Origin of the sequence: Rhodopirellula bahusiensis, from assembly GCF_002727185.1 — a bacterium.
GTDB classification, from domain to species: domain Bacteria; phylum Planctomycetota; class Planctomycetia; order Pirellulales; family Pirellulaceae; genus Rhodopirellula; species Rhodopirellula bahusiensis.
The window spans coordinates 1-20,630 of record NZ_NIZW01000016.1 but is presented as its reverse complement, the minus strand read 5'-3'; the positions used below and the strand labels follow the sequence as shown (position 1 = coordinate 20,630).

The following is a 20,630-nucleotide window of genomic DNA, read 5'->3' as shown; positions in this document are numbered from 1 at the left end:
GGCCCGCTAGAGGGTGTTGGGACGCAATTCTGGATGCCGGTTTCGGCCCCGATATCCCGCAGTCGTAGCGACACGTTCGGTTCAGCCGAAGGATTCGGGATTACCCGCAAACGCCCTCAATCTTCACGATTCAATCACATCGTCGCCCGAGTTCTCCGATTCGTCGCCGTCCGCCGAAGGCAAATCGGAATCTTCGGTTGGCTCGGGGGTGTCCGATGTTTGACCTTCGACCGACAAGCAATCGTCGAGTCGAATTTGAATCTCGTCCATCAGATCCTCGAGACGATTTGCCGCGGGAGGGGGCGTGAACGGTGGCCGGACTCGTTTTGGTGCCGGTGTCTTGGTCGAGCCAGCGTTCTGCGTCGTCTGCCGGTCGTCGAGGCCGGTCGGCTCATTTGCTTCGGTTTCGATCAATTGCCGAAGCCGATCCGTCTGACGCAGAATTTTCCTGACAGTCGTCGGGTTTGGTGAGTTTCCCAAGGCAGCGATTTGCTGTATCGCAGTCTGGATGTCGCGAGAAGTTGACTCGATGGCGTCCAACTCTAAATCGGCCGCCTCCATTCGGATGGACTGAATCGCCGCGAGAGCCCTGCTCACAAAAGTGGCATCCAGCGGGTCGCTCATCGTTCGCAACTGGAGCACTTGGTACTCAAACGAACCAAGCATCGAAAGAGAACGTTCGGCGAATACGTCCTGACGTGACGGATCATCCATCAAACTGGAACGCATTTCTTCGAAGACGGCTTGGCAGGAACGGTTTCGTTTCCATGTCGTGATTCAAAGCTGGGGAGGTCTGGGGCACAGAGAAAATTCGATGCGAGAACGGGCCGTTTTCGCGATCGGTCTTCATTCCTAGCCCGTAGAACCTGTGTTCCATGCAATCGCTGCCTCATTTCGATGCGATCCGATCATCAGAGGGCGTCTCGCCTGTTTCTTCCCATTTGACCGCTACAACCCGAACATGATCCGCGCCGACGGGCTCTGGACAATTGGCCAATTAGACGCGTGATAGCGGGGACGATTCGGCCAAGGAGCCTGTGTTGGCCCGAACCAGAAACGTTTTTGTTTTTGTTCGGCATGCGACGTGCATCTTTCCACTACCGATGTCGACGCCGCCGAGAAAATACTCGCGGCACCTTTTCACTTCTTGCCTCAAAGCAAAACCAGATTTCGATCCCATGAATCCTGCATTCATCCAAACAGTTCACGGTTTCACACACCCTGTCATCGCGAGCACATTGCTCAACCGCAAAAAACAGAGCACCGAAGCCAGAGAGACTTCCACCCAACTTTACCGCGACGAAACGGCTCGTCGGCTGGAGGAGAACAATCGAAAGGCCAAAGCGACCTCGGTTACGAAACCTACCTGAGTAATCGCAAGAGCTGCCGGCCGAAGTTGGCTACCGATCGAATCGGTAGAGAGCTGAATCGGTCCGCAGGACCAAAGCGTCGCCGATGACAGCGGGCGAAGCCATGATCTGACCTTCGAGCTGGTTGGTCACTTCGATGTCACACTCTGTGCCGGGTTTGATCACAAAGACTTCGCCGTCGTGGTTGCAAAAGAACATCCGGCCGTCAGCCAAAATGGGGGACGCGGAAAATTTTCCGCCCAGCCGTTTGGACCAGACGTTCGAGCCATCTTCACTGTCGATGCATGACGCGACACCATTGTCGTCGACTAAGTAAATCAAGCCGCCGGTGATCACCGGTGATGGTTTGGCTGGAATGCTCTTCTTCACGGTCCACAGCACGTGCGAATCCGTCACGTCCCCGGACCCATCCACTTTCGCAGCCCATAATTGCGGTTTGCCAAAGCCGGTCGCGAAGTAGACCGCTTCGCCATCAAAAATGGGCCGAGGCACGACTGAGAATCCTTTGCCGTGATAAAGACGCCAAAACTCTTCACCCGTTTTCGCGTCGTAAGAAACCATCCACTGTGACCCCATGCAGAGCAGTTGCTCGCGACCGTTGGAGTCTGTGATCACGATGGGTGTGCAGTAGGCTTTCTTTTGATCGCCAGTGGGAGCATCCATTGGCGGACGATCGGTTTCCCATTCCGTCGAGCCTGTCTCCGCGTTCAGAGCGATCACGTATTGCCGCTCCATCCCATCCTGAATCAGGATGACTTTTCCGTCGTGAATGATCGGTGAGCTTCCGGGGCCCACGGCGTGTTTCAACGGCAGCGTTCGCTGCCAGACCAACTCCCCGCTCGCTCGATCAATGCAGAACGTCCCGAAGGTTCCAAAGTGACAGAGCAAACGTTCGCCATCGATCACTGGGGTTGGTGACGCGTAGCTGTTCAGTGAGTGAATCGCGTCGGGCTGTTCGATGGTCGCCAGTTCGATCGTTTGTTGCAGTTCTCCAGTTTCGAAGTCGACCGCGAAAACTTTGAGCTCGATCGCTTTCGCAATGGCGAGTTGCTTGAATTGTCGTTCGGTGTTTTCGGTTTGCTTGAGCAGCTCAATGCGTTCCTCTTCCGACGGAATGACCTCCACCGCCGAAGTCAACCAAATCGTTCCATCGGCGATGACGGGGGACGACCAAGCTTTGCCCTCCAATTCGGTTTTCCAAGTCAGGTTTTTCTCTTCGCCAAATTCGATTGGAGGAGTTCCATCGGCGACGATTCCATCCCCACGCGGACCTCGGAATTGTGGCCAACTGTCAGCCGAGATGACTGGCGAAATCGTCGTCAACGACGACGTGATCGCGATGGCGGAGAGGGCGAACGGCCGGGCAATCAATCGGAGCAACCCGAACGACGAAACCGGCGGGCAAGACGAACCGGCGGGACGGGCAAAGCGAATCATGGAGTGACTCAAGCGAGGGAGTAGGCGGGACGCTCGCATTCTAGCAAACGGGTTCGGCGAGGTGCCGCAAAGTTACCGTGGGCGGCGTAAACCGGACCGGAAATCGCTCTGTGACCTGTTGAAATGACCAAATAACTGCTTTTTGACCAAACGTGTCCGGGCACTCGCGAACAATGCAATGCAAGGCGCACTGAGAGGCCAATGTTGCTGAGCCAATGCTTCCTCGGTCCCGAAGGAGACAAACCATGTTTAAACCAGATACAGAAATCGAGCTGACCTATCCCGATTCCACGTTGGTCGAATCCAACACAACGTTCCGTCGGCGATACCTGCAAATTCGCGAGGTTCGCGATTTGATCGCGGATCCGATCACGCCTGAAGAATACCTGCGTCGTCCGCTGACTCAGCGTTCACGCTATTTACTGACCGCCTACGACAAAGAGTCGAAATCGTGGCGACAGTTTTATGTCGGGTCCAGCAAAGAGTTCCTGACCGACGGTCGACTGAGAATCGCGTTTTACGAGAAAGGTGGCACGTCCCCCAAGAAGATCGTTTCGCGATCTTTCGAAGCCACTCGGAGAGATCGAATCGCTCTCGCTCGAGCGGTGAAAGCGATGCAGGAAAAAGACTTGGCCGGATTGGAGTTGCGGATCATTCCCGATGAAAGTCGCGTGCTGAAGCAGCAAGCCAAAAAGCCAGCCGCTTCCAAGCCAGCACCGGTCAAGGAAACCTACTCCCGCAAAGACTCACCGGCTCGCCCGGTCAAAGCACCCGCGATGACACGAGGGATGACCGCTTCATCGCCGTTGGTCGCCCCGCCGTTTTGAAAAAGCAAAAGGCGACTTTTAAGTGTCAGTGATGCAACGGCCTTCTGGTGGATTGCGAATTCTTTGGTGTTGACGTTCCGATAGCGGATTCAGCTTTTTCTTCCCGGAAAGCACTGGCAAGACAACCAGTCCCCCCTCTCCACCACGAAGGCCGTGCGGTTTTCTGCATTTGAGAACCTCTCCCGAAACGAAGTTTGGGGAGAGGTCGAGCGACGCCGTTCAGGCGTACGCGAGGGTGAGGGCCGGGCATGGGAAGTGGCACGCACTGCCCTCCCCGGAATTCTCGCTGAACGCTCGCATTCCGACCCTCCCCAACTGCGTTCAGGAGGGTGATTTCAACCTTGCGAGCATTGCACTTGTAAGCTGCACGACCTCGAAGCTGTCCATCCCTATGGCCGCTAAGAGTTCGTTTGGAACTCTCAGCGAAAACTTGTCCTCTCGTTCGCATCAATCACACGATGCACTGAGCGACCGCATCGCGCAGGCCCGCGATTGGATCACGCACGGGCATGAACTCGTGAGCGAAGTAGCCTTCGTACCCGGTGTCTGCAATCGCCTTTGCAATCGGTGGGTACAGCAACTCTTGGTTGTCGTCGAGTTCATGACGGCCGGGGTTGCCGGCGGTGTGGTAGTGACCAAAGTATTGATGATTGTTTTGGATGGTGCGGATGATGTCACCTTCCATGATTTGCATGTGATAGATGTCGTACAACAACTTGAAGTTGTCGCTGCCGACTTGTTTGACCAGCTCGACACCCCAGGTGCTGTTGTCGCACATGTAGTCCGCGTGATCGACTTTGCTGTTCAGCAATTCCATCTGCAACGTCACGCCTGCTTTCTCAGCCACCGGAGTGATCTTCTTCAGTGCATCGACGCAATTCTTCATGCCGGTTTCGCGATCGATCCCGCGTGCGTTGCCGCTGAAGCAGATCACGTTCTTCCAACCTTCTGCCGCGGTGGCTTCGATCGCCGCGTTCATTTTTTCCAAGCACTCGTCATGGAACTTGGTGTCACACAATCCGTTGGGAAGCGAGTGTGACTGCACCATCGTGCAGACCAAACCATGTTTCTTCAGCGTCGGGAAATCCTTCGGATCCAGCAGGTCGATTCCGACCATGCCCATCGAGGCGGCTTCCTTCGCCATGTCTTCGAGCGAGATCTTTGGGAAGCACCATTTGCAAACCGATTGGTTCAAACGGCCTTGCTTGGCATCCACGGCTCCGGTGGCTTTGGCCGAACCGGTTGCGTCTTGGGCGTGCGAAGCGGTGGCGGCGACGGCGGTGGTTCCGGCTGCGAGAGCTGCGGCTCGGGTGAGCATGCCTCGCCGGTTCAACGAGGTGTTGATTTGTTTGTCTGACATGTTGGTCATTCGGGATGATGTGGAAGGGTAGGTTTGCAGACCCAGTTTAACTTCTGAGTCATACCTTGTCGCGAATCACCCCCTGTCGGTCACCTGGGTTCTGCTCGAATTAGGGTGTTTTTCGCCTAGCCAGCCAGGATTTCCTTCACCACGCGGGCGGGTTCGGTGCCGGTCAACTTGAAGTCCAATCCCTGGTGCCGATGCGTGAAGCGTTCGTGGTCGATTCCGCAAAGATGCAGGAGTGTTGCTTGCAAGTCGCGAATGTGGACGGGGTCTTCGGCGACATGGAACGCGAATTCGTCGCTGCTGCCGTGGATTTTTCCCGGTTGAACGCCACCACCCGCCATCCACATCGTGAAGGCTCGAGGATGATGGTCTCGACCATGAGCGTTGGGGTTGTTGATGTCGCCCTGCACAAACGGCGTGCGTCCAAATTCTCCACCCCAGATCACCAGCGTGTCGTCGAGCAACCCGCGGGCCTTCAGGTCTTTGACCAGCGCGGCACTCGGTTGATCAGTGTCCTTGCACTGAATCGGCAACTGATTGGGAAGGTTGCCGTGCTGGTCCCAACCGGCATGCATCAATTGGATGTAGCGAGTCCCGCGTTCGGCCAGTCGACGTGCCATCAAGCAGTTGTAAGCGTAGCTGCCTTTGCGATGCACATCCGGTCCATACATCTCCAGCACACTGGCTGGTTCATCGGAAAAGTCCGTTAGCTCAGGAACGCTGGATTGCATTTGAAATGCCATCTCGTACTGCGCGATCCGAGTTTCAATTTCTGGATCGGCATAACGCTGATGGGCGAACTGGTTCATCTCCGACAAACCGTCCAGCATCTCACGTCGAGCGTGCCGCGAAACGCCTTTGGGATTGCTGAGGTACAGCACCGGATCTCCCGAGCTTCGGAACGGAACGCCTTGGTGTTTGCCAGGTAGGAACCCTGCACCCCAGTAGTAGTCAAAGAAAAGTTGGCCGCACGAACCCTGGCGGTCTTGCGAGGTCATCACCACAAAGGATGGCAAGTCATCGACCATCGATCCCAGCCCATACGTCAGCCAAGCTCCGATGCTCGGGCGACCTGGCAAGTTATGGCCGGTCAACATGTGCGTCATCGCGGGCGCGTGATTGATTTGCTCGCCGTGAAGACTGCGGACAAAGCACAAGTCGTCGACGATTTCGGCGGTGTGCGGAAGCAAGTCGCTGACCCACATTCCTGACTCGCCTCGCCGATGTCCGTCCCAAGCGGAAGCCAAGCACGGTTTTGACTTTTGTCCCGCGGTCATCGTTGTTTGCCGGAGACCCTGCAGGATGCTGGCGGGCATTTCTTCACCCTGCATCTTTCGCAACGTTTCTTTGTCGTCGAACAAATCGACATGCGACGGTCCACCGGATTGCATCAGGTAGATGACCCGTTTGGCTTTCGCAGGAAAGTGTGGCAACGGTGGCGACTCGGCCGCCATCAACGTCTGCAAGGCAGGCATTCCGACCGAGAGCGAAAGACCACCCAGGAAAGTTCTTCGATTGAGTGAAAGTGGATTCATTTCAAATCGTGTTTTGGAAGAAAGGGAGGGCTTGCGACTACTTGCAAAGCGTTTCGTCGAGGTTCAACACCAACAAACACACGGTGGTCCAAGCCGCATGTTCTGCTGGATCGAGTTGTTCGTTTCGGGGGGCTTCCCCGGTTGTCAGAACTTCCGCAGCTTCGTCCCGATGCGACCGGAAATGGACGCGGGCTTTTTCAAGTGAACGGTGCAATGAATCCAACTCGTCTTCGCTGGCGTGTCGCCCGGTCGCGGCGAAAAATATGTCTGCCAGTCGAGTGCGATCGTCCTTCAAATTCGCGAAGGATTCTGCCCAGACTCGGGCGGCTTCCACGTACGTGATGTCATTGAGCGTTGTCAGGGCGTGCAGCGGTGTGCTCGTTCGATTCAGGGTGACGGAACAAGATTGGCGACTCGCCACATCGAAGAAATTCGCGGGGGCAACCACGCGCCGCCAAACCGTGTAGAGGCTCCTCCGGTAGAGGTCTTTTCCATCGTCACGCATGTAGTGATTCTTGTTCAGACTCATCGATTCCCAGATGCCGCCGGGTTGATAAGGGGCAACGGGAGGTCCACCCATCTCGTGCTGAAGCAACCCGGACAGCATCAAGGCTTGGTCTCGCAACAAGCGCGAATCCAACCGTTGCCGTGACCCACGGGCCAACCATTTGTTTTCAGGGTCTTGTTCGATCCGGTCTTCGTCGGTGATGGCTGATTGGCGATAGGTCCGCGAAAGCACCATGCCTTTGAGCAACGCTTTGACGTCCCATCCGTTTTCGCGAAAATCCACGGCCAACCAGTCCAGCAAATCAGGATGCGTTGGCAGAGCCCCCTGCAAACCAAAGTCGTCAGGGGTGGCCACCAACCCGCGACCGAACATCAATTGCCAATAGCGATTAACGGTGACACGAGCCGTCAGCGGATGCTCGTCCGAGACCAACCATTTTGCCAAGTCCAGACGATTCAGGCGATCGTCCGCTTCGTTCGGTGAAAGTGGTGGCAGGAAGTCAGGCGTCTTGGGAGTGACTTTTTCGCCGAGCGTTTGGTAGTTGCCCCGCAACATCACAAACGTTTCGCGAGGTTGATCGTCTCGCATCACCATCACCAATGGCATTTGTTCCTGAAGTAGGTTCGCTTTGGCTTCCGCCTTGGCGATTCGATCTTTCATCGACTTCCACGGTTCGTTTCGACTGAGGTAGGTGTCGATCAGTCGTTTGAATCCGTTGTCCTTGGGGTTGTCCAAGTCTGCACTGAGAACAAATCGAGCGACGTACTCGCCGGGTTTGATTCGCTTGGCACCTTCCTCAGGATCATCACGGATTTCTTGGACCCACTGGCGTGCCCCGGCAACGTATTCGTCGTAGTGCGATTCGAGGTCTTGCTTGGCTGCCTTCACTTCCTCTTGGGCATCTTTGAAACTTTGCTTGGTGGCGTCGTCTCCGACTTCGATGAAAGGTTTGTCGACCCAGTAGTTCACCGAGAACGGGCGATCGGGATGTTTGACCGACATCTTCTTGCTGGTCATTCCCGTTTCGCTGATCTGGTTGAAGAACGACATCAGCGAGAAGTAGTCGCTCTGTTTCAGCGGATCGAATTTGTGGTCGTGGCATTGGCAGCAGCCGACGGTCAGTCCCATCCAAGCCGTGCTGGTTGTTTCGACTCGGTCAAAGTTGTTCTTGGCTCGGTTTTCTTCCGCGATGGATCCGCCTTCGGCTTGGATCATGTGGTTGCGGTTGAAGGCCGTGGCGATCAATTGTTCCTGCGTGGGGTTCGGTAGTTGATCGCCTGCCAGTTGCTCGATGGTGAACTGATCGAAAGGCATGTTGGCGTTGAATGCATCGATCACCCAATCACGCCAAGGCCAATTCATGCGATAGGCATCGCTTTGGAATCCGTTGGTGTCGGCATATCGAGCGACGTCGAGCCACTCAAGCGTCATTCGTTCGCCATACAGGGGTGACGCCAGCAAACGATCGACGGCCTTTTCATAGGCCACTTCGCCCTGCTCTGCCGCGTCGAATTCAAAGGACCGCATTTCCTGCGCTGTCGGAGGAACGCCGGTCAAGTCCAACGAGACTCGTCGAAGCCATTTCGCGGGTTCGGTTTCGTCGGCGAATTGCAGGTTCTGCTCTTTGTGTCGTCGACCAACAAAGTCATCAATCGCATCGGATGTGTTCTTTGCCGCGGTCGTCGGCCGTGTTGGATTGACGAAGGACCAGTGCGGTTCGTACTTCGCACCTTCTTCAATCCAGCGGCGGATCAAGTCGGCTTCGGCTTTGCTGATCGGTTCTTTGTGTGCGTCCGGCGGAGGCATCACCATGTCGGGATCGTCGCTGGTGATCCTGAGCAGCAGTTCCGAGTCGTCCGGTGAGTCGACGTCCCAAACGTATTCGGCTTCTTCGCGAAGATCCAAACGCAAGTCGGCGGCGCGATGGTTTTCATCAAAACCATGACAGAAGTAGCACCGGTCCGAAAGAATCGGCCGGATGTCTCGGTTGAAGGAGACTTCCTCGGCGTGAGAGGTGCGAACGCATAGGATCGACACGCAAACGACCGCGAAAAGTGCGGTGGGGGATGGCTTGGTCATGCGGTCCAGCTTAGTGGATCGCGGTGCTGAAACAATTTACGAATGTTCGTAACTTGGGCGGCAAAACTCTCCTTTGGTTCAAGCTTCCGGGGGCTCGACCAAACGTTCGCGGATGGCGAGAGCCACGGCCGCGGTCGCTCCATTGACGTGCAATTTGCGGTAGATGCACCGCGTGACGTAATCAAGTGTATGGAGATTGAGGTCCAGCTCAGCGGCAATTTGCTTTCGGACCAGCCCTCGCGTCATCGCTTCCAACACCGATTGTTCGCGTTCGTTCAGCCCGTAGTCCGGTTGTTCAGGCGAAAGTTGAGCGAACATCTTCAGGACTCGACCCGCAATTCGCGGATGAATCGGGGCGGCACCCTGCAGGACTTGCTCCACCGCTTCCCGAATCTTCGCAATCGTGTCGGTTTTGAGACAGTAGCCGGACGCTCCTGCCTTCAACGCCCGGAAGATCTTTTCATCGTCTTCAAACACCGTCAGGATCAACGCGGTGGCGTCGGGCAACCGCTGCTTGATTTCGCTGATGCCTTCAATGCCATCCATTCCCGGCAAGTCGATGTCCATCAAGAAAACATCGGGCGATTGGCCATCATCGATTGCCGCGATCGCTTCTTCACAGCTTCCAAATTCGCGAGCGCTCGCGTCGTCCGCCAGCACGCTCAGCCCGCGAGCGGTGGCCCGGCGGAATTGAACGTTGTCTTCGATGATCCAAATTTCGAGCATCGGATAATTGCGAACAATGATTTCGAACAGGGGAAACGTCGGCGACGCCGGTTCACAGAGCCTACCGCTGATCGAGAGGCGGCGCCCAGCTAGGATGCGATCTCAATCGTCAGGCGACTGCCCTGCCCTGGTTTCGAATCGATGGTGAGGGACCCGCCAAGCTTCTTAATTCGTTTGGTCATTCCGTCCAATCCCATGCCACGCACTTCCATTCGGTTCGCCCATTGATCCGCATCAAAGCCATCGCCGTTGTCTTCGACCCGCAACCGCCAACCATTCACTTGAGGGCTGGCTGAAATTGCGACGATCGTCGCGTTGGCACTGCGAGCGATGTTGGCGAGCATCGCTTTGAAAGTCATGACCAGTTCACGCTGCGTCGCTTCGTTGGGGTGAAATTCACGAAACTGAGGATCAACCTCCCATTGCACATCCAGTCCCGGCAACATGCGATTCGCGATGGCGTGAAGTTGATCGGCCAAGCAGTCTTCGTTTCGGTTGGGACCGCCCAGCAACCACAACGTTTCGCGAATGGATTCGGTGCATTCGCCAGCCAATTCGCGAATGGAACGCCAGTCTTCCTGCGTCTCGGCGTTGTTGTCGATCGCCTCGCCCACTTCACCGATCCGAGCGATTGCGGCGAGGTTGCTTCCAATCTCATCGTGCAGGTCTTGAGCCAGTCGCATTCGAAAGTCTGCACGTTGGTGCGAACGACGTCTTCGCTGGATCCAGACGAACGAAAGCAGTCCGGCAGCAGCCAGCGTGCCCAGCACGATCGCCGTCCGCCCTGCCCTTTGTTTGGCCACAGCGGTCAATTGTTCGATGCTCTGCTCGGTGGACTGAATCCTTTGGCGCGATTCGCGAATGCGTTTCCAACGCTTGGACCATTCACTCAGTGGCAGGATTTTTCCATAGCTGGATTCGCCGTCGACGAGCAAGCTCAACGCCCGATCGCCGCGCCAATGTTTCGCGGTCAGTGGCTTGTTGGCGGCAAGGTTGACGCCACGACGCAGCACTTCCAATTCCGCGAGACCAACCTTGTTGCTGTTGCCCAACGAGCCGCGTTCGCTGACGAACCGGACATAACGAGCGCTGGCATCAGCCACCGGAATGGTGACAGGGTTGTTGCCAGGGTTCTCATAGTTGGACTCCGTTCGATAAAGCACGCGAGGGTTGTCGAAGGATTCGGAGTCGGATGCCTCGATGCGAAACCGCAGGGGGAATGCGTATCCCGGGTAGTCCGCGCCTTGTCGAGCATGAACAGGGAACAGACGCAGTTCATCGAACGTCAGCTTTTCCTCCAAGTCGATCTGAAACCAGACTTCGTCTCCCGCGTTGTCCGACTGAAAAAAGACACCGTCATAGGTCGGCAATTCATCCGCCGAATGAGGCGGCATGATCGGCGGGCCGAGTGGCGTCAGGCCGTCGACCAAATAGCTTTCGTACCAAACCGGAGCCAAGTGGGTGGAGTCAATCATTTGTGGAGACGCACCCAAAGCGATGTTGCGATCGCCTTGAAGCACAATGATTTCCGACAACGCGAACGTCCATCGTCTGGTCACATTTGCGAGCTGCGTGACGGTGACGCGAAGGTACCGAGCATTCGCTCCCGGGGTTTCAATCACGACCGGCAGCGGGCTGTTGGTGTCGAGATCGTGCTCCGCAGAGTGATAGAGAAGTTGAAACGTTTCGAAGTCTTCGGAATTCGATGCGTCGATTCGAAATTGCTGTGGGAACGCATACGGTTCCAATCCCTCGTTTGCCGATCCGATGATCGCGGGGACAAGAAGGATTTGATCAAAAGCCTGCTCGCTGCCAAGATCGATCTGAATCCATGGTGCTTGCGGTGGCGGCGTGGCTCGCATCTGAGATTGGCCACCGACATGTGGCGACGTTTGTCTCAAGACGACTGGGCCGAGCCGATTCAATTCAGCCTTGGCAGATTCGAGCTCCGATTCAGCTTGGCGAAGTTCGGACGAGAAGACACCCCACCCGTTCGCACATGCGTGATTGCTTGAAAGTAGCCCCGCCAACAACACCAACGCTCGCAACCAGATTGTCTGGGATTTGCGGATTTCGGTGGTGGGTTGTGAGAGCAACACTTGGTCGGCAGTGGGGTCGACGAGAATTGGGGATCGAACGAACGTGAAAGTTCGAACAAGACGTTCCACTATAGTGTCACTCAGGCGAATGGTTGGACGGTGTTGAATTCGGCACGGATGGTTGGGGCGGCGCATGAAAAAACCGCACCCGAGTGAATTCACTCAGATGCGGTTCATGGTTTCTTTCGATTCGAGACCGCTTATCGCATCGCGATGGCTTGGTCGTCGAAGTCAAAGTTCAGTTCAACGGTGTCGCCAGCGGCAACGTTGATGGTCCGCTCTTGGCTCAGTTGACGGCCATTGGCTTCCAACAACACGCGAACGGTGTAGTTTTCCCAGTTTTCGCCAGCGGCCAATTGAGTGGTGCGGAAGGTGCGAACCGTTCCGAAGCCATTGGTTTCGTTGCCAGCCAAAACGACAGTTGCTTCGGCGGGAACGTGAAGTTGAACAACCGTTTCGGGTTGAGCAGGCTCTACGACGCTGAACTGGTCTTCTTCTTCGTCGCCTTCTTCATCCGAGACAGCTTCGGTTTGGTTGAATACCAAACGTTCCATGTCGCCGGGACGAAGTTTGATGGTTCGCTTGTCGGTACGTTCTTCACCTTCGACGTCGTAGGTCACGACCACTTCGTAGGTGTAGAGGTAACCGTCTTTCAAGCCACGCGACATGAATTGACGAACCATGCCGTCGCTGGTTGTTTCGTGTCCGTTGACGGTCACGCGAGCCGATTCGACCGGGACTGCAACGGTCAACAACGCGGCGTCGTCATCCAGGGTTGGTTTGCGGGATTCGTAAGAAGCACCGCTGTCGATGACCGAGCCATCGATGATGGTCTCACCCATGGGAACTCCACCGTCGATGATGGTTTCGCCTTGGATCGGTGCCGAGTAAATCGGAGCCGATTCGATCATTGGAACACTGTGCGACACCGAAGGTGCTGCATAAGTCATCGGAGCTGCGTAGCTGACTCCGCCGGAGCTGCCACCGCTGCTTCCGCCCGAGTAAGCGGACGAATACGAAACCGAAGGAGCGTAGTAGCCACCGCTGCTGCCGCCGGACGAACGTCCGCCGCTGCTGTAGGAAGTGCCACCGCTGCTGTAGTTGGCTTTCACCACGTAACCGCCGCTGCTGCCATGACGGCGAGCTTTGATGCGAGCGATTTTTTGACGTAAGTGACCGGCCAAACCACCGCCGGAGGATCCACGCGAGTAACCGCCTGATGATCCACCGGAAGAACCTCCCGACGAACCACGCGAAGGTGCGTAGGCGACGGCGTATCCACCGGATGAACCGCCTGAGGAAGCTCCGACAGAGCCTCCTGACGAACCGGCATGGCGAGCGGCAATGCGCGAACGCAGACCGGCGAGCAAACCGCCGCCGCTGCTTCCACCACTGCTGCCGTAGGCCAAGCCACCGCTACTGCCGTAGCTCCCGTAGGAGCCACCCGCCTCGGCCGTGACGCTCATGCTGAGCGCCAACGTGAGGCATGCCAACAAACGCATGCACCTCATAAACGATTCTCCATCCTTTTGACGCGACTCTTGCTGATACCGATCGATCGTCACCACAAACGTGGGCGACTTAACGGCTTGAATTGCACTTTGAAGGTGCGAGCCATCCAATCCGGGGGCTCGTCACCGTCGCCAGGATAGCGGACCGGCGTTGCCGATCAAGAAGACTGGGTAAAATAATTGGGATGCGTTGTGGCAGTTGCGAGCGTGAAACAGCCCTCTTTTGACGCTCCGATGGCCGCGGAAAGATGCCTCATTTCGTTGGACATTCAGTCGATCTTCTCGATCGAGACGTGGTCAAATTCGGTGGTTCCAGTCGCGCCAAACAATCCGATCCGCACAATCCCTTCTCGAGCAGCCCGCGGGACCCGCACCAGCCGACTGTCCTCTCGCCACGGTCGAGTTCCCCGGTAAGGGCCCATCGAAAACGTTCCCAAATCACGCCGTAGCTCGTCGTAAAAACTGATCGCGACCATTGGCCACGAATCCGCGTCCGGACCTTTGACGACGCTTTCCGTTCGTAGCCGAGCTGACAACCGGATCAATGACACCTTCGATCCATCGATCGCGATGCCCTGCAGCAAGTGCGAACCCAGGCCGGGGGTCTCGTTTTCAAACCGGACCAATCCGGAATCTTCGGCACCGTCCGTGTCGCTGGCCGGCAGAGCGATCTGTTGGACTTGGCGACCGTAGTACCAGCCAGGCACAAATCCCTCGGGGTCATCAGTTCCCGGCGGATCTGAAAAATCCTGGTTGACGACCTCCGGGTTGGCGGGATCCGGAAGCGTCTGGCGAGCGTCCTCCGCCGTGCCCGTCATCGGAACGAACAAGGTCGGTCGCAGCGGTTCGCGGACCAGCTCGCCGTCACGTTTCGTCATCCGGTACAGCGTTTGTTGATAGCGTTCCCCCACGGGAATGATCATCGACCCGCCCTCGCGAAGCTGTTCAACCAGCGGAACCGGCACGGACTCGGGGCTGCACGTCACAATGATTTTGTCGAACGGTGCCGCCTCGGGCCATCCAAGGAACCCGTCGCCGATGCGAGTGTGGACGTTGTCGTAACCCAGTTTGCCGAGCACTCCCGCCGCGCGTGTGCCGAGCTCGTCGACGATTTCGATGGAATAGACCTGCGCGACCAAGGGGCTGAGCACTGCGGCTTGATAACCGCTGCCGGTGCCGATTTCCAGCACCGTGTCAGTCGGTTGCGGGTCAAGCGTTTCGGTCATCGACGCGACGATGAACGGGCTGCTGATCGTTTGAGCGGATCCGATCGGTAGAGCCATGTCGAAGTAGGCTTTGTCGCGGACGGCCGATGGAACGAACTCATGCCGAGGTGTGGTCTCGATCGATTTCAGAACGGCTTCGTTGGTCACTCCCGCGGTACGAACGCGAGTTTCCACCAACTTGCGTCTCGCGGCGGCATAGCGATCGTCCATGGGGGATCGTGACGGACCTGTTTGACCCAGAATCAAATGTGGAGGCTGAGCCAAGGAACTGTCGCTGGTCGATGGAGTTGGATTGAGTGAGGGTTGGCCGGACGCCGTTGTTTGCGCCCAAGCTGGAGTCACGCTGAATATCAAACAGCACACCAAGTTTGCTCGAAACGCGAATCCGTCGACTGAACTTGGGCTGGTCCAAGTGCATCGGGAACAGTTCGCTTCCTTGGATAGCAATCGTTGCTTCGGCATCACTTCACCTCAGGTCTCAGTAGAACGGGTTTGCCAAAGATGTCTTGGAACAACCCGGAGTGGCTTCGCATCGCGATTTGTTCCAGCGAGACATCGTCGACACCCGGTGCCGAGATGACCAATCGCTTGCCTTCTTGCGTCACATTGATTTCGCGAATTCGTCCGCTGCGGGTGTCGTCCAGTGCGATCGCCAATCGCAGAATCGCCGCCATTTTGGCCACCGCAACTCGATCATGACGATCCAGAGATCCGTAGCCTTCGTGGTTCGATTGCGGTGAAGCACGCCGGTGATAACGCGCGACCAACGCGACCAGCATCAACTCCTGTTGGGACAATCCAAACAGTTCGCTGTTGCGAATGATGTACGAAGCGTGTTTGTGGTTGCTGTGCAGGCTGATGTACAAACCGACTTCGTGTAGCAACGCCGAGACATACAGCAACACTTCGTAGCGAGCGTCCAACTGGTGCTCTTTGGCCAGACCCTCAAACAATCGCCGAGCCAGTTCCGCGACGGCCCGCGAATGGATCTCGTCGATTTGGTACTTGCGTCCAAGCGACACCGCCGAGCGGATGATCTGCTGACGAAATTCGCTGGTCCAGTTGCCGCCTTGCACGATGTCGGCCAGCAATCCGTCTCGCAGATTGATGTCGCTGACCAGGATGTGTTTCAGATCGAAGTGCCGCGCCAACATTGTGTACGCCAGCAACGCCGGGGCCAGCGTTTCCGCTTCGACAAAGGTCGCGCCAAACTTTTTGACAACCGCGTCCTCGCCCATTTCGAGGATTTGCTGGGTCAGTTCTTCGAGCTTGTCGACAGGAACGCGAGCTAGATTGGTTTCGTCCCAATCTTCGATCAATCGGTGAGCGGCAAATCGGATGTCGCCGCCGATCGCGACCAAGTGCAGCTGCGTGTCCGTGCGAACCTGATCGCCAATTCGGACCAGGATTCGGCGGATGTGTGTTTCGAGCAACTCTCGCCAACGCACGCCGCGTGCACCCGATGCATCGAGTGTTTGCAACAATCGCAGCGACCCCAAACGAAATGACTCACTGTGCAACACGTTGCCGCCGCGGATGACGAGCAACTCGGTGCTGCCACCGCCGACTTCCACCACCAACGATTTGCTCTCGGCCGTTTCCGCCAGCGCCATCAATTGCGGCGTGATGCCCATGTAGGTGATGCGGTTCACTTCGGCTTCGTCGATCGGTTCGACGTCCAAACCGGTCGCCACATAAACTCGGTCAATGAACGCCACGCGGTTGCTGGCTTCGCGAACGGCGCTGGTGGCAACAACGCGAATGTCGTTGGTCGAATCGATGCCGTATTCTCGCAAGACTCGGCGGAAGCGTCTCAGAACCGCCGCGGCTCTTTCGATGCCTTTGCGAGACAGTCGTCGGGTTTCAAATGCGTCGCGTCCCAAGTCGACGGGTTGCAGCAATGACTCCAAAGTCCGCACGCTGCCATCCGGAAGAATCTCAGCGATGGCCATCCGAATGCTGGTCGCACCGATGTCAATCGCGGCCACGGTTCGCGGCGAGTTGTCCGGCGACGTCGCAATGTGCGTGGTCGCCGTATTGAGATGCGGGTTCGCAGCATTGATGTGCGGCGCGGTGGCGGTGCTTCGGGGTGTGAGTGGATTGTCCATATTCTTCACGCTGAATTCCTAGGCGGTGGATTCGAGAGGGACATCGAATCCGTGTCGTCGCAAAACATCGATCGCTTGTTCGCCACCCAAACACACTTCCGCCGTCCATCCGTGAGAACGTGCCGCATCGACGTTTTCTTGGCGATCGTCGACGAAGAGAATTTCTTCTGGGCGCAACACCTCATTGTCGTCCTTGCCCCGCCCGATTGCCAAGCACTCGCCGGCTAATTTCATCGCCGTTTTATAAATCCCTTGGTCCGGTTTCATGCTGCGGGCTTCGTAGCTGACGACTTGGACGTCAAACGGGCCGCTCATCACGTCCCAGCCTCGGCCGTTGACCCAATTCCAATGAGCCGCACAGGTGTTGCTGAGAATTCCGATCGGGACACTCGCATCCCGCAATGATTGAAGCACGGCAACCATCGATTCAATCGGAGTGAACATGTCACTGATCGCTCGCATGATGTCGCCGGTTGCCACCAACCCATTGGGCTGCACCAATGTCGCGTAAGCATCGCGAACCGCTTGGGCGAACTCCTCTTCCGAGATCAATCCGGTTTCCAGCTGATTTTGCAATCCACCAACGTGCATGATTTCGTCGGATGCTTCGCGGGTGCCACCGAACAGATCAGCCACGCTGTCGTTGGCTCGGTCACGGTCGAAAGAGACCAAGATATTGCCGAGGTCGAAGTAAACGAAGCGAATGTCGGTTGCCATCAATCCAGTCCGAGAATGCGCAAGTTGCGGTACCAAGCTTCCGCGGGTTTGCCCGAATGGATTTGCAACGCGATCACGCCAACCTGGGGAGTGCCTTCTTCGGTTTCAATGTAGTCAACCGTCTGAGTGCCGTTCAGGCTGATTTGGATTCGTGGCCCTCGGCACACGATCCGCATCTTGATCCAGTCGGTTTGTTCCGGTGCGATGGATTCTGTGCCCTGCTCCGTCGGTGGTTTCTTCCACTCAACCTCGAATGGAGGTTCGGGCAATTGCAGCATTCGCCGACGTCGCGACTCGTCGTACAACGCACCCCAAATCGATCGTTCGGCGGAGTATCCCGCGTCGGCTTGAAATCCGATCATCTCGTGCGGCGGTACTTCGTCGCTCTTTTTGGGTCTTCGCGAGCGGAACTGAATGCCCGCGTTGCGACCCTCGCCCCGCATTCGAATCTCGGCGCGAAATTCAAAGTTGTCGAACTTCTCGGTCGTTGCCAGAAACTGGTTCTTGGGGATTGGCTGATCGAGCCTGCCAGCCACGATGCATTCGTCTTCGATTCGGAACCACGATGCGTCACCTTCGAAGCCCGCCAGGATCTGTCCATCGAACAATGACCGGCTGCGTGTCTGGAATTCTTCGTCACTGACGCCGATGTCTTCGTTCGCATTCGCAGTCTCCGAAGCCGGGCCCGCATCCGATGCGGTCGACTGTGCTGGTCGCTCCTTGGCCTGGATCTCTCGCGTCATCATGATTCCAGCGAGCAGCAAGAACGCCGCCACGATCAAGCGTGTCGACGGGGCCTTTGCCGAAGACGAAACAGGTGAGCTCATGGCGAAAATCGTCATTTTTGAATTGAAACCGGTCTCAATTGCGAACGGTGGTTTGGGGAGCCTTGTCTGGTTTGGGCGTGCGGTGAACTGCCCCATCTTTGTAGTTTTCATGTCACCGATCATACTCTTTGACCCTTTCAAGGTGTTGCCACCCATCTCCGGCCGCTTTCCCCTGCCAAAACGATCTCATGACCGCGTCTCAGCCTGAATCCGATTCCAATGCACTGAACAAGTACAGCAGCAAGATCACCCAGCCAAAAAGCCAGGGTGCGTCGCAGGCGATGCTCTACGCAACGGGCATGTCCTCCGAGGACATGAACAAGCCTCAAGTCGGCATCGGCAGCATGTGGTACGAGGGCAACAGCTGCAACATGCACTTGTTGGATCTTGCCGCGGACGTCAAAGCGGGTGTCACCGACGCCGGCATGGTCGGCATGCGTTTCAACACCATTGGTGTCTCGGACGGGATCTCGATGGGCACCGACGGGATGAGTTTCTCGTTGCAGAGCCGCGATCTGATTGCCGACTCGATCGAGACAATCATGGGGGCGCAGTGGTACGACGCTCTGATCGCCCTGCCCGGCTGCGACAAGAACATGCCTGGTTGTTTGATGGCGATGGGACGCCTGAATCGTCCCGCCATCATGGTCTACGGAGGAACCATCAAACCCGGCAGTTTCAAGGATGAAAAACTGGACATCGTCAGCGCGTTCCAGTGCTACGGGCAATACATCGCCGGACAGATCAGCGAAGAAGAACGCAGTGAAATCGTTCGCCGAAGTTGTCCCGGTGCGGGAGCCTGCGGCGGCATGTACACCGCCAACACCATGGCTACCGCGATTGAAGCTTTGGGCATGGCCCTGCCCTACTCCGCCAGCATCCCTGCTGAGCACCCTGAAAAGAAAGAGGAATGCAAACGAGCTGGTCTGGCCATCCTGGAATTGCTGAAGAAAGACATCAAGCCTCGCGACATCATGACTCGCGGTGCATTCGAAGATGCGATGGTGACGTTGATGGCTCTCGGTGGCAGCACCAACGCGGTGCTTCACTTGATTGCGATGGCTCGCAGTGTCGATGTGCCATTGACGATCGAAGATTTCCAGTCGGTCAGCGATCGCACACCGTTCTTGGCCGACTTGAAACCCAGCGGCAAGTTTGTGCAAGAAGATCTTCACAGCGTCGGTGGCACGCCCGCTGTGATGAAGTACTTGCTCGAAAAGGGCATGATCAAAGGCGAGCACATGACCGTCACCGGCAAGACTCTGGCCGAGAACTTGGCCGATTTGCCTGGTTTGAAAACCGGTCAAAAAATCGTGTCGATGGTCGAAGAGCCGATCAAGAAATCAGGTCACATTCGCATCCTGAAGGGCTCGCTCGCAACCGAAGGCGCAGTCGCGAAAATCACCGGCAAAGAAGGCCTGCAGTTCAGCGGACCGGCTCGTGTGTATGACAACGAGGAGCTGATGCTCGCAGCCTTGGAGCAAAAGCAAATTCAAAAGGGCGACGTCGTCGTGATCCGCTACGAAGGCCCCAAGGGTGGACCTGGCATGCCCGAGATGTTGACCCCGACCAGTGCCATCATGGGTGCCGGTTTGGGCAGCGACGTTGCGATGCTGACGGACGGCCGTTTCAGCGGCGGCAGCCACGGCTTCATCGTCGGCCACATCACGCCCGAAGCCCAAGTCGGTGGTCCGATCGCGTTGATCGAAGATGGCGACACGATCACGATTGATGCCGAAACGAACTCGTTGGATTTGGAAGTCGACGCGGCGGAATTGGAAGCTCGTCGATCCAAGTGGACCGCACCGCCATTGAAAGCCACTCGCGGAACGCTCTACAAGTACATCAAGTGCGTGAAGAGCGCCAGCGAAGGCTGCGTCACCGACGAGTGAGCCGGTAGTTGGTGAGTGCAACGGGCTTGGAAGCCTTTTTATACCCCACATCTCGAAACACCAAAGATTAGTGTCCGATCAGAGTGGATTAGTGTTCCACCAGAGCGGTCAAGGGAACACTAATCGCCGCTAATCAAACACTAATGATTCCTCGGCAAGGGATGTTTAGCCTTAAACCGCTTGTATTCCCAACGCAAGCGGCTCCCAAAAGATGTGGGGTACAAAAGGCTTGGAAGCCCATTGTACGAGCGAGAGTACGCTGGGCTTCCAAGCCTTTTTATACCCCACAACTCATTTGCTTGAATGCCGCAAATGCTTCGACGATGGTGGCGAAACGGCTCATCCCTCGCCACAGCGTTTTCGAGCCGGGCGGGCCCTGCGATTTCTTGTTGATGTATCCAC

14 protein-coding genes are annotated in these 20,630 nt (G+C 56.6%); 2 read left to right on the top strand and 12 right to left on the bottom strand.

Translation table 11 applies throughout. The features are described 5' to 3' along the window. Window positions 1-123 precede the first annotated feature (123 nt). Entirely contained in the window at window positions 124-729 is a 606-nt protein-coding gene (locus tag CEE69_RS19750) for a hypothetical protein (protein WP_099262348.1), read from the bottom strand. Window positions 730-1,400: 671 nt separating this feature from the next. Continuing rightward, window positions 1,401-2,807 (bottom strand): outer membrane protein assembly factor BamB family protein, encoded by a 1,407-nt coding sequence (locus CEE69_RS19740; RefSeq protein WP_099262443.1) that lies wholly within the window; start codon window positions 2,805-2,807, stop codon window positions 1,401-1,403. Window positions 2,808-3,052: 245 nt separating this feature from the next. Between CEE69_RS19740 and CEE69_RS19735 the strand changes: the two genes are divergently transcribed. Further along, a complete protein-coding gene (locus tag CEE69_RS19735) occupies window positions 3,053-3,634 on the top strand; it encodes a hypothetical protein (protein ID WP_099262346.1) in 582 nt (193 codons plus the stop codon). 451 nt (window positions 3,635-4,085) lie between these two features. Here the strand turns inward: CEE69_RS19735 and CEE69_RS19725 are convergent, their stop codons facing one another. From CEE69_RS19725 to CEE69_RS19680, 10 genes are all read right to left on the bottom strand, one after another. Then, window positions 4,086-5,003, bottom strand: coding sequence for a hydroxypyruvate isomerase family protein (locus CEE69_RS19725; protein WP_390179985.1), 918 nt, complete (start codon window positions 5,001-5,003; stop codon window positions 4,086-4,088). A 116-nt stretch (window positions 5,004-5,119) separates the two neighbouring features. Next, the gene (locus CEE69_RS19720) at window positions 5,120-6,535 is read right to left on the bottom strand and encodes a DUF1501 domain-containing protein (RefSeq protein ID WP_099262345.1); all 1,416 of its coding nucleotides are present in this window, start codon (window positions 6,533-6,535) and stop codon (window positions 5,120-5,122) included. 37 nt (window positions 6,536-6,572) lie between these two features. Then, window positions 6,573-9,122: a PSD1 and planctomycete cytochrome C domain-containing protein gene (locus CEE69_RS19715; protein ID WP_099262344.1), complete on the bottom strand. Its 2,550-nt coding sequence runs from the start codon at window positions 9,120-9,122 to the stop codon at window positions 6,573-6,575. A 78-nt stretch (window positions 9,123-9,200) separates the two neighbouring features. Beyond that, on the bottom strand, window positions 9,201-9,848 hold the full coding sequence (locus tag CEE69_RS19710) for a response regulator transcription factor (protein ID WP_099262343.1): 648 nt from the start codon (window positions 9,846-9,848) through the stop codon (window positions 9,201-9,203). Between the two features lie 89 nt (window positions 9,849-9,937). Continuing rightward, window positions 9,938-11,947, bottom strand: a complete 2,010-nt coding sequence (locus CEE69_RS19705; protein WP_099262342.1) for a discoidin domain-containing protein — start codon at window positions 11,945-11,947, stop codon at window positions 9,938-9,940. A 200-nt stretch (window positions 11,948-12,147) separates the two neighbouring features. Further along, window positions 12,148-13,449, bottom strand: coding sequence for a TIGR03000 domain-containing protein (locus tag CEE69_RS19700; protein WP_099262341.1), 1,302 nt, complete (start codon window positions 13,447-13,449; stop codon window positions 12,148-12,150). A gap of 278 nt (window positions 13,450-13,727) precedes the next feature. Continuing rightward, window positions 13,728-15,146 (bottom strand): protein-L-isoaspartate(D-aspartate) O-methyltransferase, encoded by a 1,419-nt coding sequence (locus tag CEE69_RS19695; RefSeq protein ID WP_099262340.1) that lies wholly within the window; start codon window positions 15,144-15,146, stop codon window positions 13,728-13,730. Continuing rightward, on the bottom strand, window positions 15,146-16,792 hold the full coding sequence (locus CEE69_RS19690; protein WP_099262339.1) for a Ppx/GppA phosphatase family protein: 1,647 nt from the start codon (window positions 16,790-16,792) through the stop codon (window positions 15,146-15,148). The genes CEE69_RS19695 and CEE69_RS19690 overlap by 1 nt, the downstream gene beginning before the upstream one ends. Before the next feature lie 18 nt (window positions 16,793-16,810). After that, window positions 16,811-17,509, bottom strand: a complete 699-nt coding sequence (locus tag CEE69_RS19685) for an HAD family hydrolase (RefSeq protein WP_099262338.1) — start codon at window positions 17,507-17,509, stop codon at window positions 16,811-16,813. Then, a complete protein-coding gene (locus CEE69_RS19680; RefSeq protein ID WP_099262337.1) occupies window positions 17,509-18,459 on the bottom strand; it encodes a 3-keto-disaccharide hydrolase in 951 nt (316 codons plus the stop codon). Before CEE69_RS19680 ends, CEE69_RS19685 begins: the two co-directional genes overlap by 1 nt. 65 nt (window positions 18,460-18,524) lie before the next feature. Here CEE69_RS19680 and ilvD point away from each other — a divergent pair, with 65 nt between their 5' ends. Beyond that, entirely contained in the window at window positions 18,525-20,228 is a 1,704-nt protein-coding gene (gene ilvD, locus CEE69_RS19675; protein WP_099262336.1) for a dihydroxy-acid dehydratase, read from the top strand. The last annotated feature ends 402 nt before the right edge of the window (window positions 20,229-20,630 follow it).

What these genes read in the sequence shown, in the direction of transcription:
- CEE69_RS19750 (WP_099262348.1), bottom strand. Translation starts at nt 729, where the DNA reads ATGCGTTCCAGTTTGATGGATGATCCGTCACGTCAGGACGTATTCGCC.
- CEE69_RS19740 (WP_099262443.1), bottom strand. Translation starts at nt 2,807, where the DNA reads ATGATTCGCTTTGCCCGTCCCGCCGGTTCGTCTTGCCCGCCGGTTTCG.
- CEE69_RS19735 (WP_099262346.1), top strand. Translation starts at nt 3,053, where the DNA reads ATGTTTAAACCAGATACAGAAATCGAGCTGACCTATCCCGATTCCACG.
- CEE69_RS19725 (WP_390179985.1), bottom strand. Translation starts at nt 5,003, where the DNA reads ATGACCAACATGTCAGACAAACAAATCAACACCTCGTTGAACCGGCGA.
- CEE69_RS19720 (WP_099262345.1), bottom strand. Translation starts at nt 6,535, where the DNA reads ATGAATCCACTTTCACTCAATCGAAGAACTTTCCTGGGTGGTCTTTCG.
- CEE69_RS19715 (WP_099262344.1), bottom strand. Translation starts at nt 9,122, where the DNA reads ATGACCAAGCCATCCCCCACCGCACTTTTCGCGGTCGTTTGCGTGTCG.
- CEE69_RS19710 (WP_099262343.1), bottom strand. Translation starts at nt 9,848, where the DNA reads ATGCTCGAAATTTGGATCATCGAAGACAACGTTCAATTCCGCCGGGCC.
- CEE69_RS19700 (WP_099262341.1), bottom strand. Translation starts at nt 13,449, where the DNA reads ATGCGTTTGTTGGCATGCCTCACGTTGGCGCTCAGCATGAGCGTCACG.
- CEE69_RS19695 (WP_099262340.1), bottom strand. Translation starts at nt 15,146, where the DNA reads ATGCCGAAGCAACGATTGCTATCCAAGGAAGCGAACTGTTCCCGATGC.
- CEE69_RS19690 (WP_099262339.1), bottom strand. Translation starts at nt 16,792, where the DNA reads ATGGACAATCCACTCACACCCCGAAGCACCGCCACCGCGCCGCACATC.
- CEE69_RS19685 (WP_099262338.1), bottom strand. Translation starts at nt 17,509, where the DNA reads ATGGCAACCGACATTCGCTTCGTTTACTTCGACCTCGGCAATATCTTG.
- CEE69_RS19680 (WP_099262337.1), bottom strand. Translation starts at nt 18,459, where the DNA reads ATGATCGGTGACATGAAAACTACAAAGATGGGGCAGTTCACCGCACGC.
- ilvD (WP_099262336.1), top strand. Translation starts at nt 18,525, where the DNA reads ATGACCGCGTCTCAGCCTGAATCCGATTCCAATGCACTGAACAAGTAC.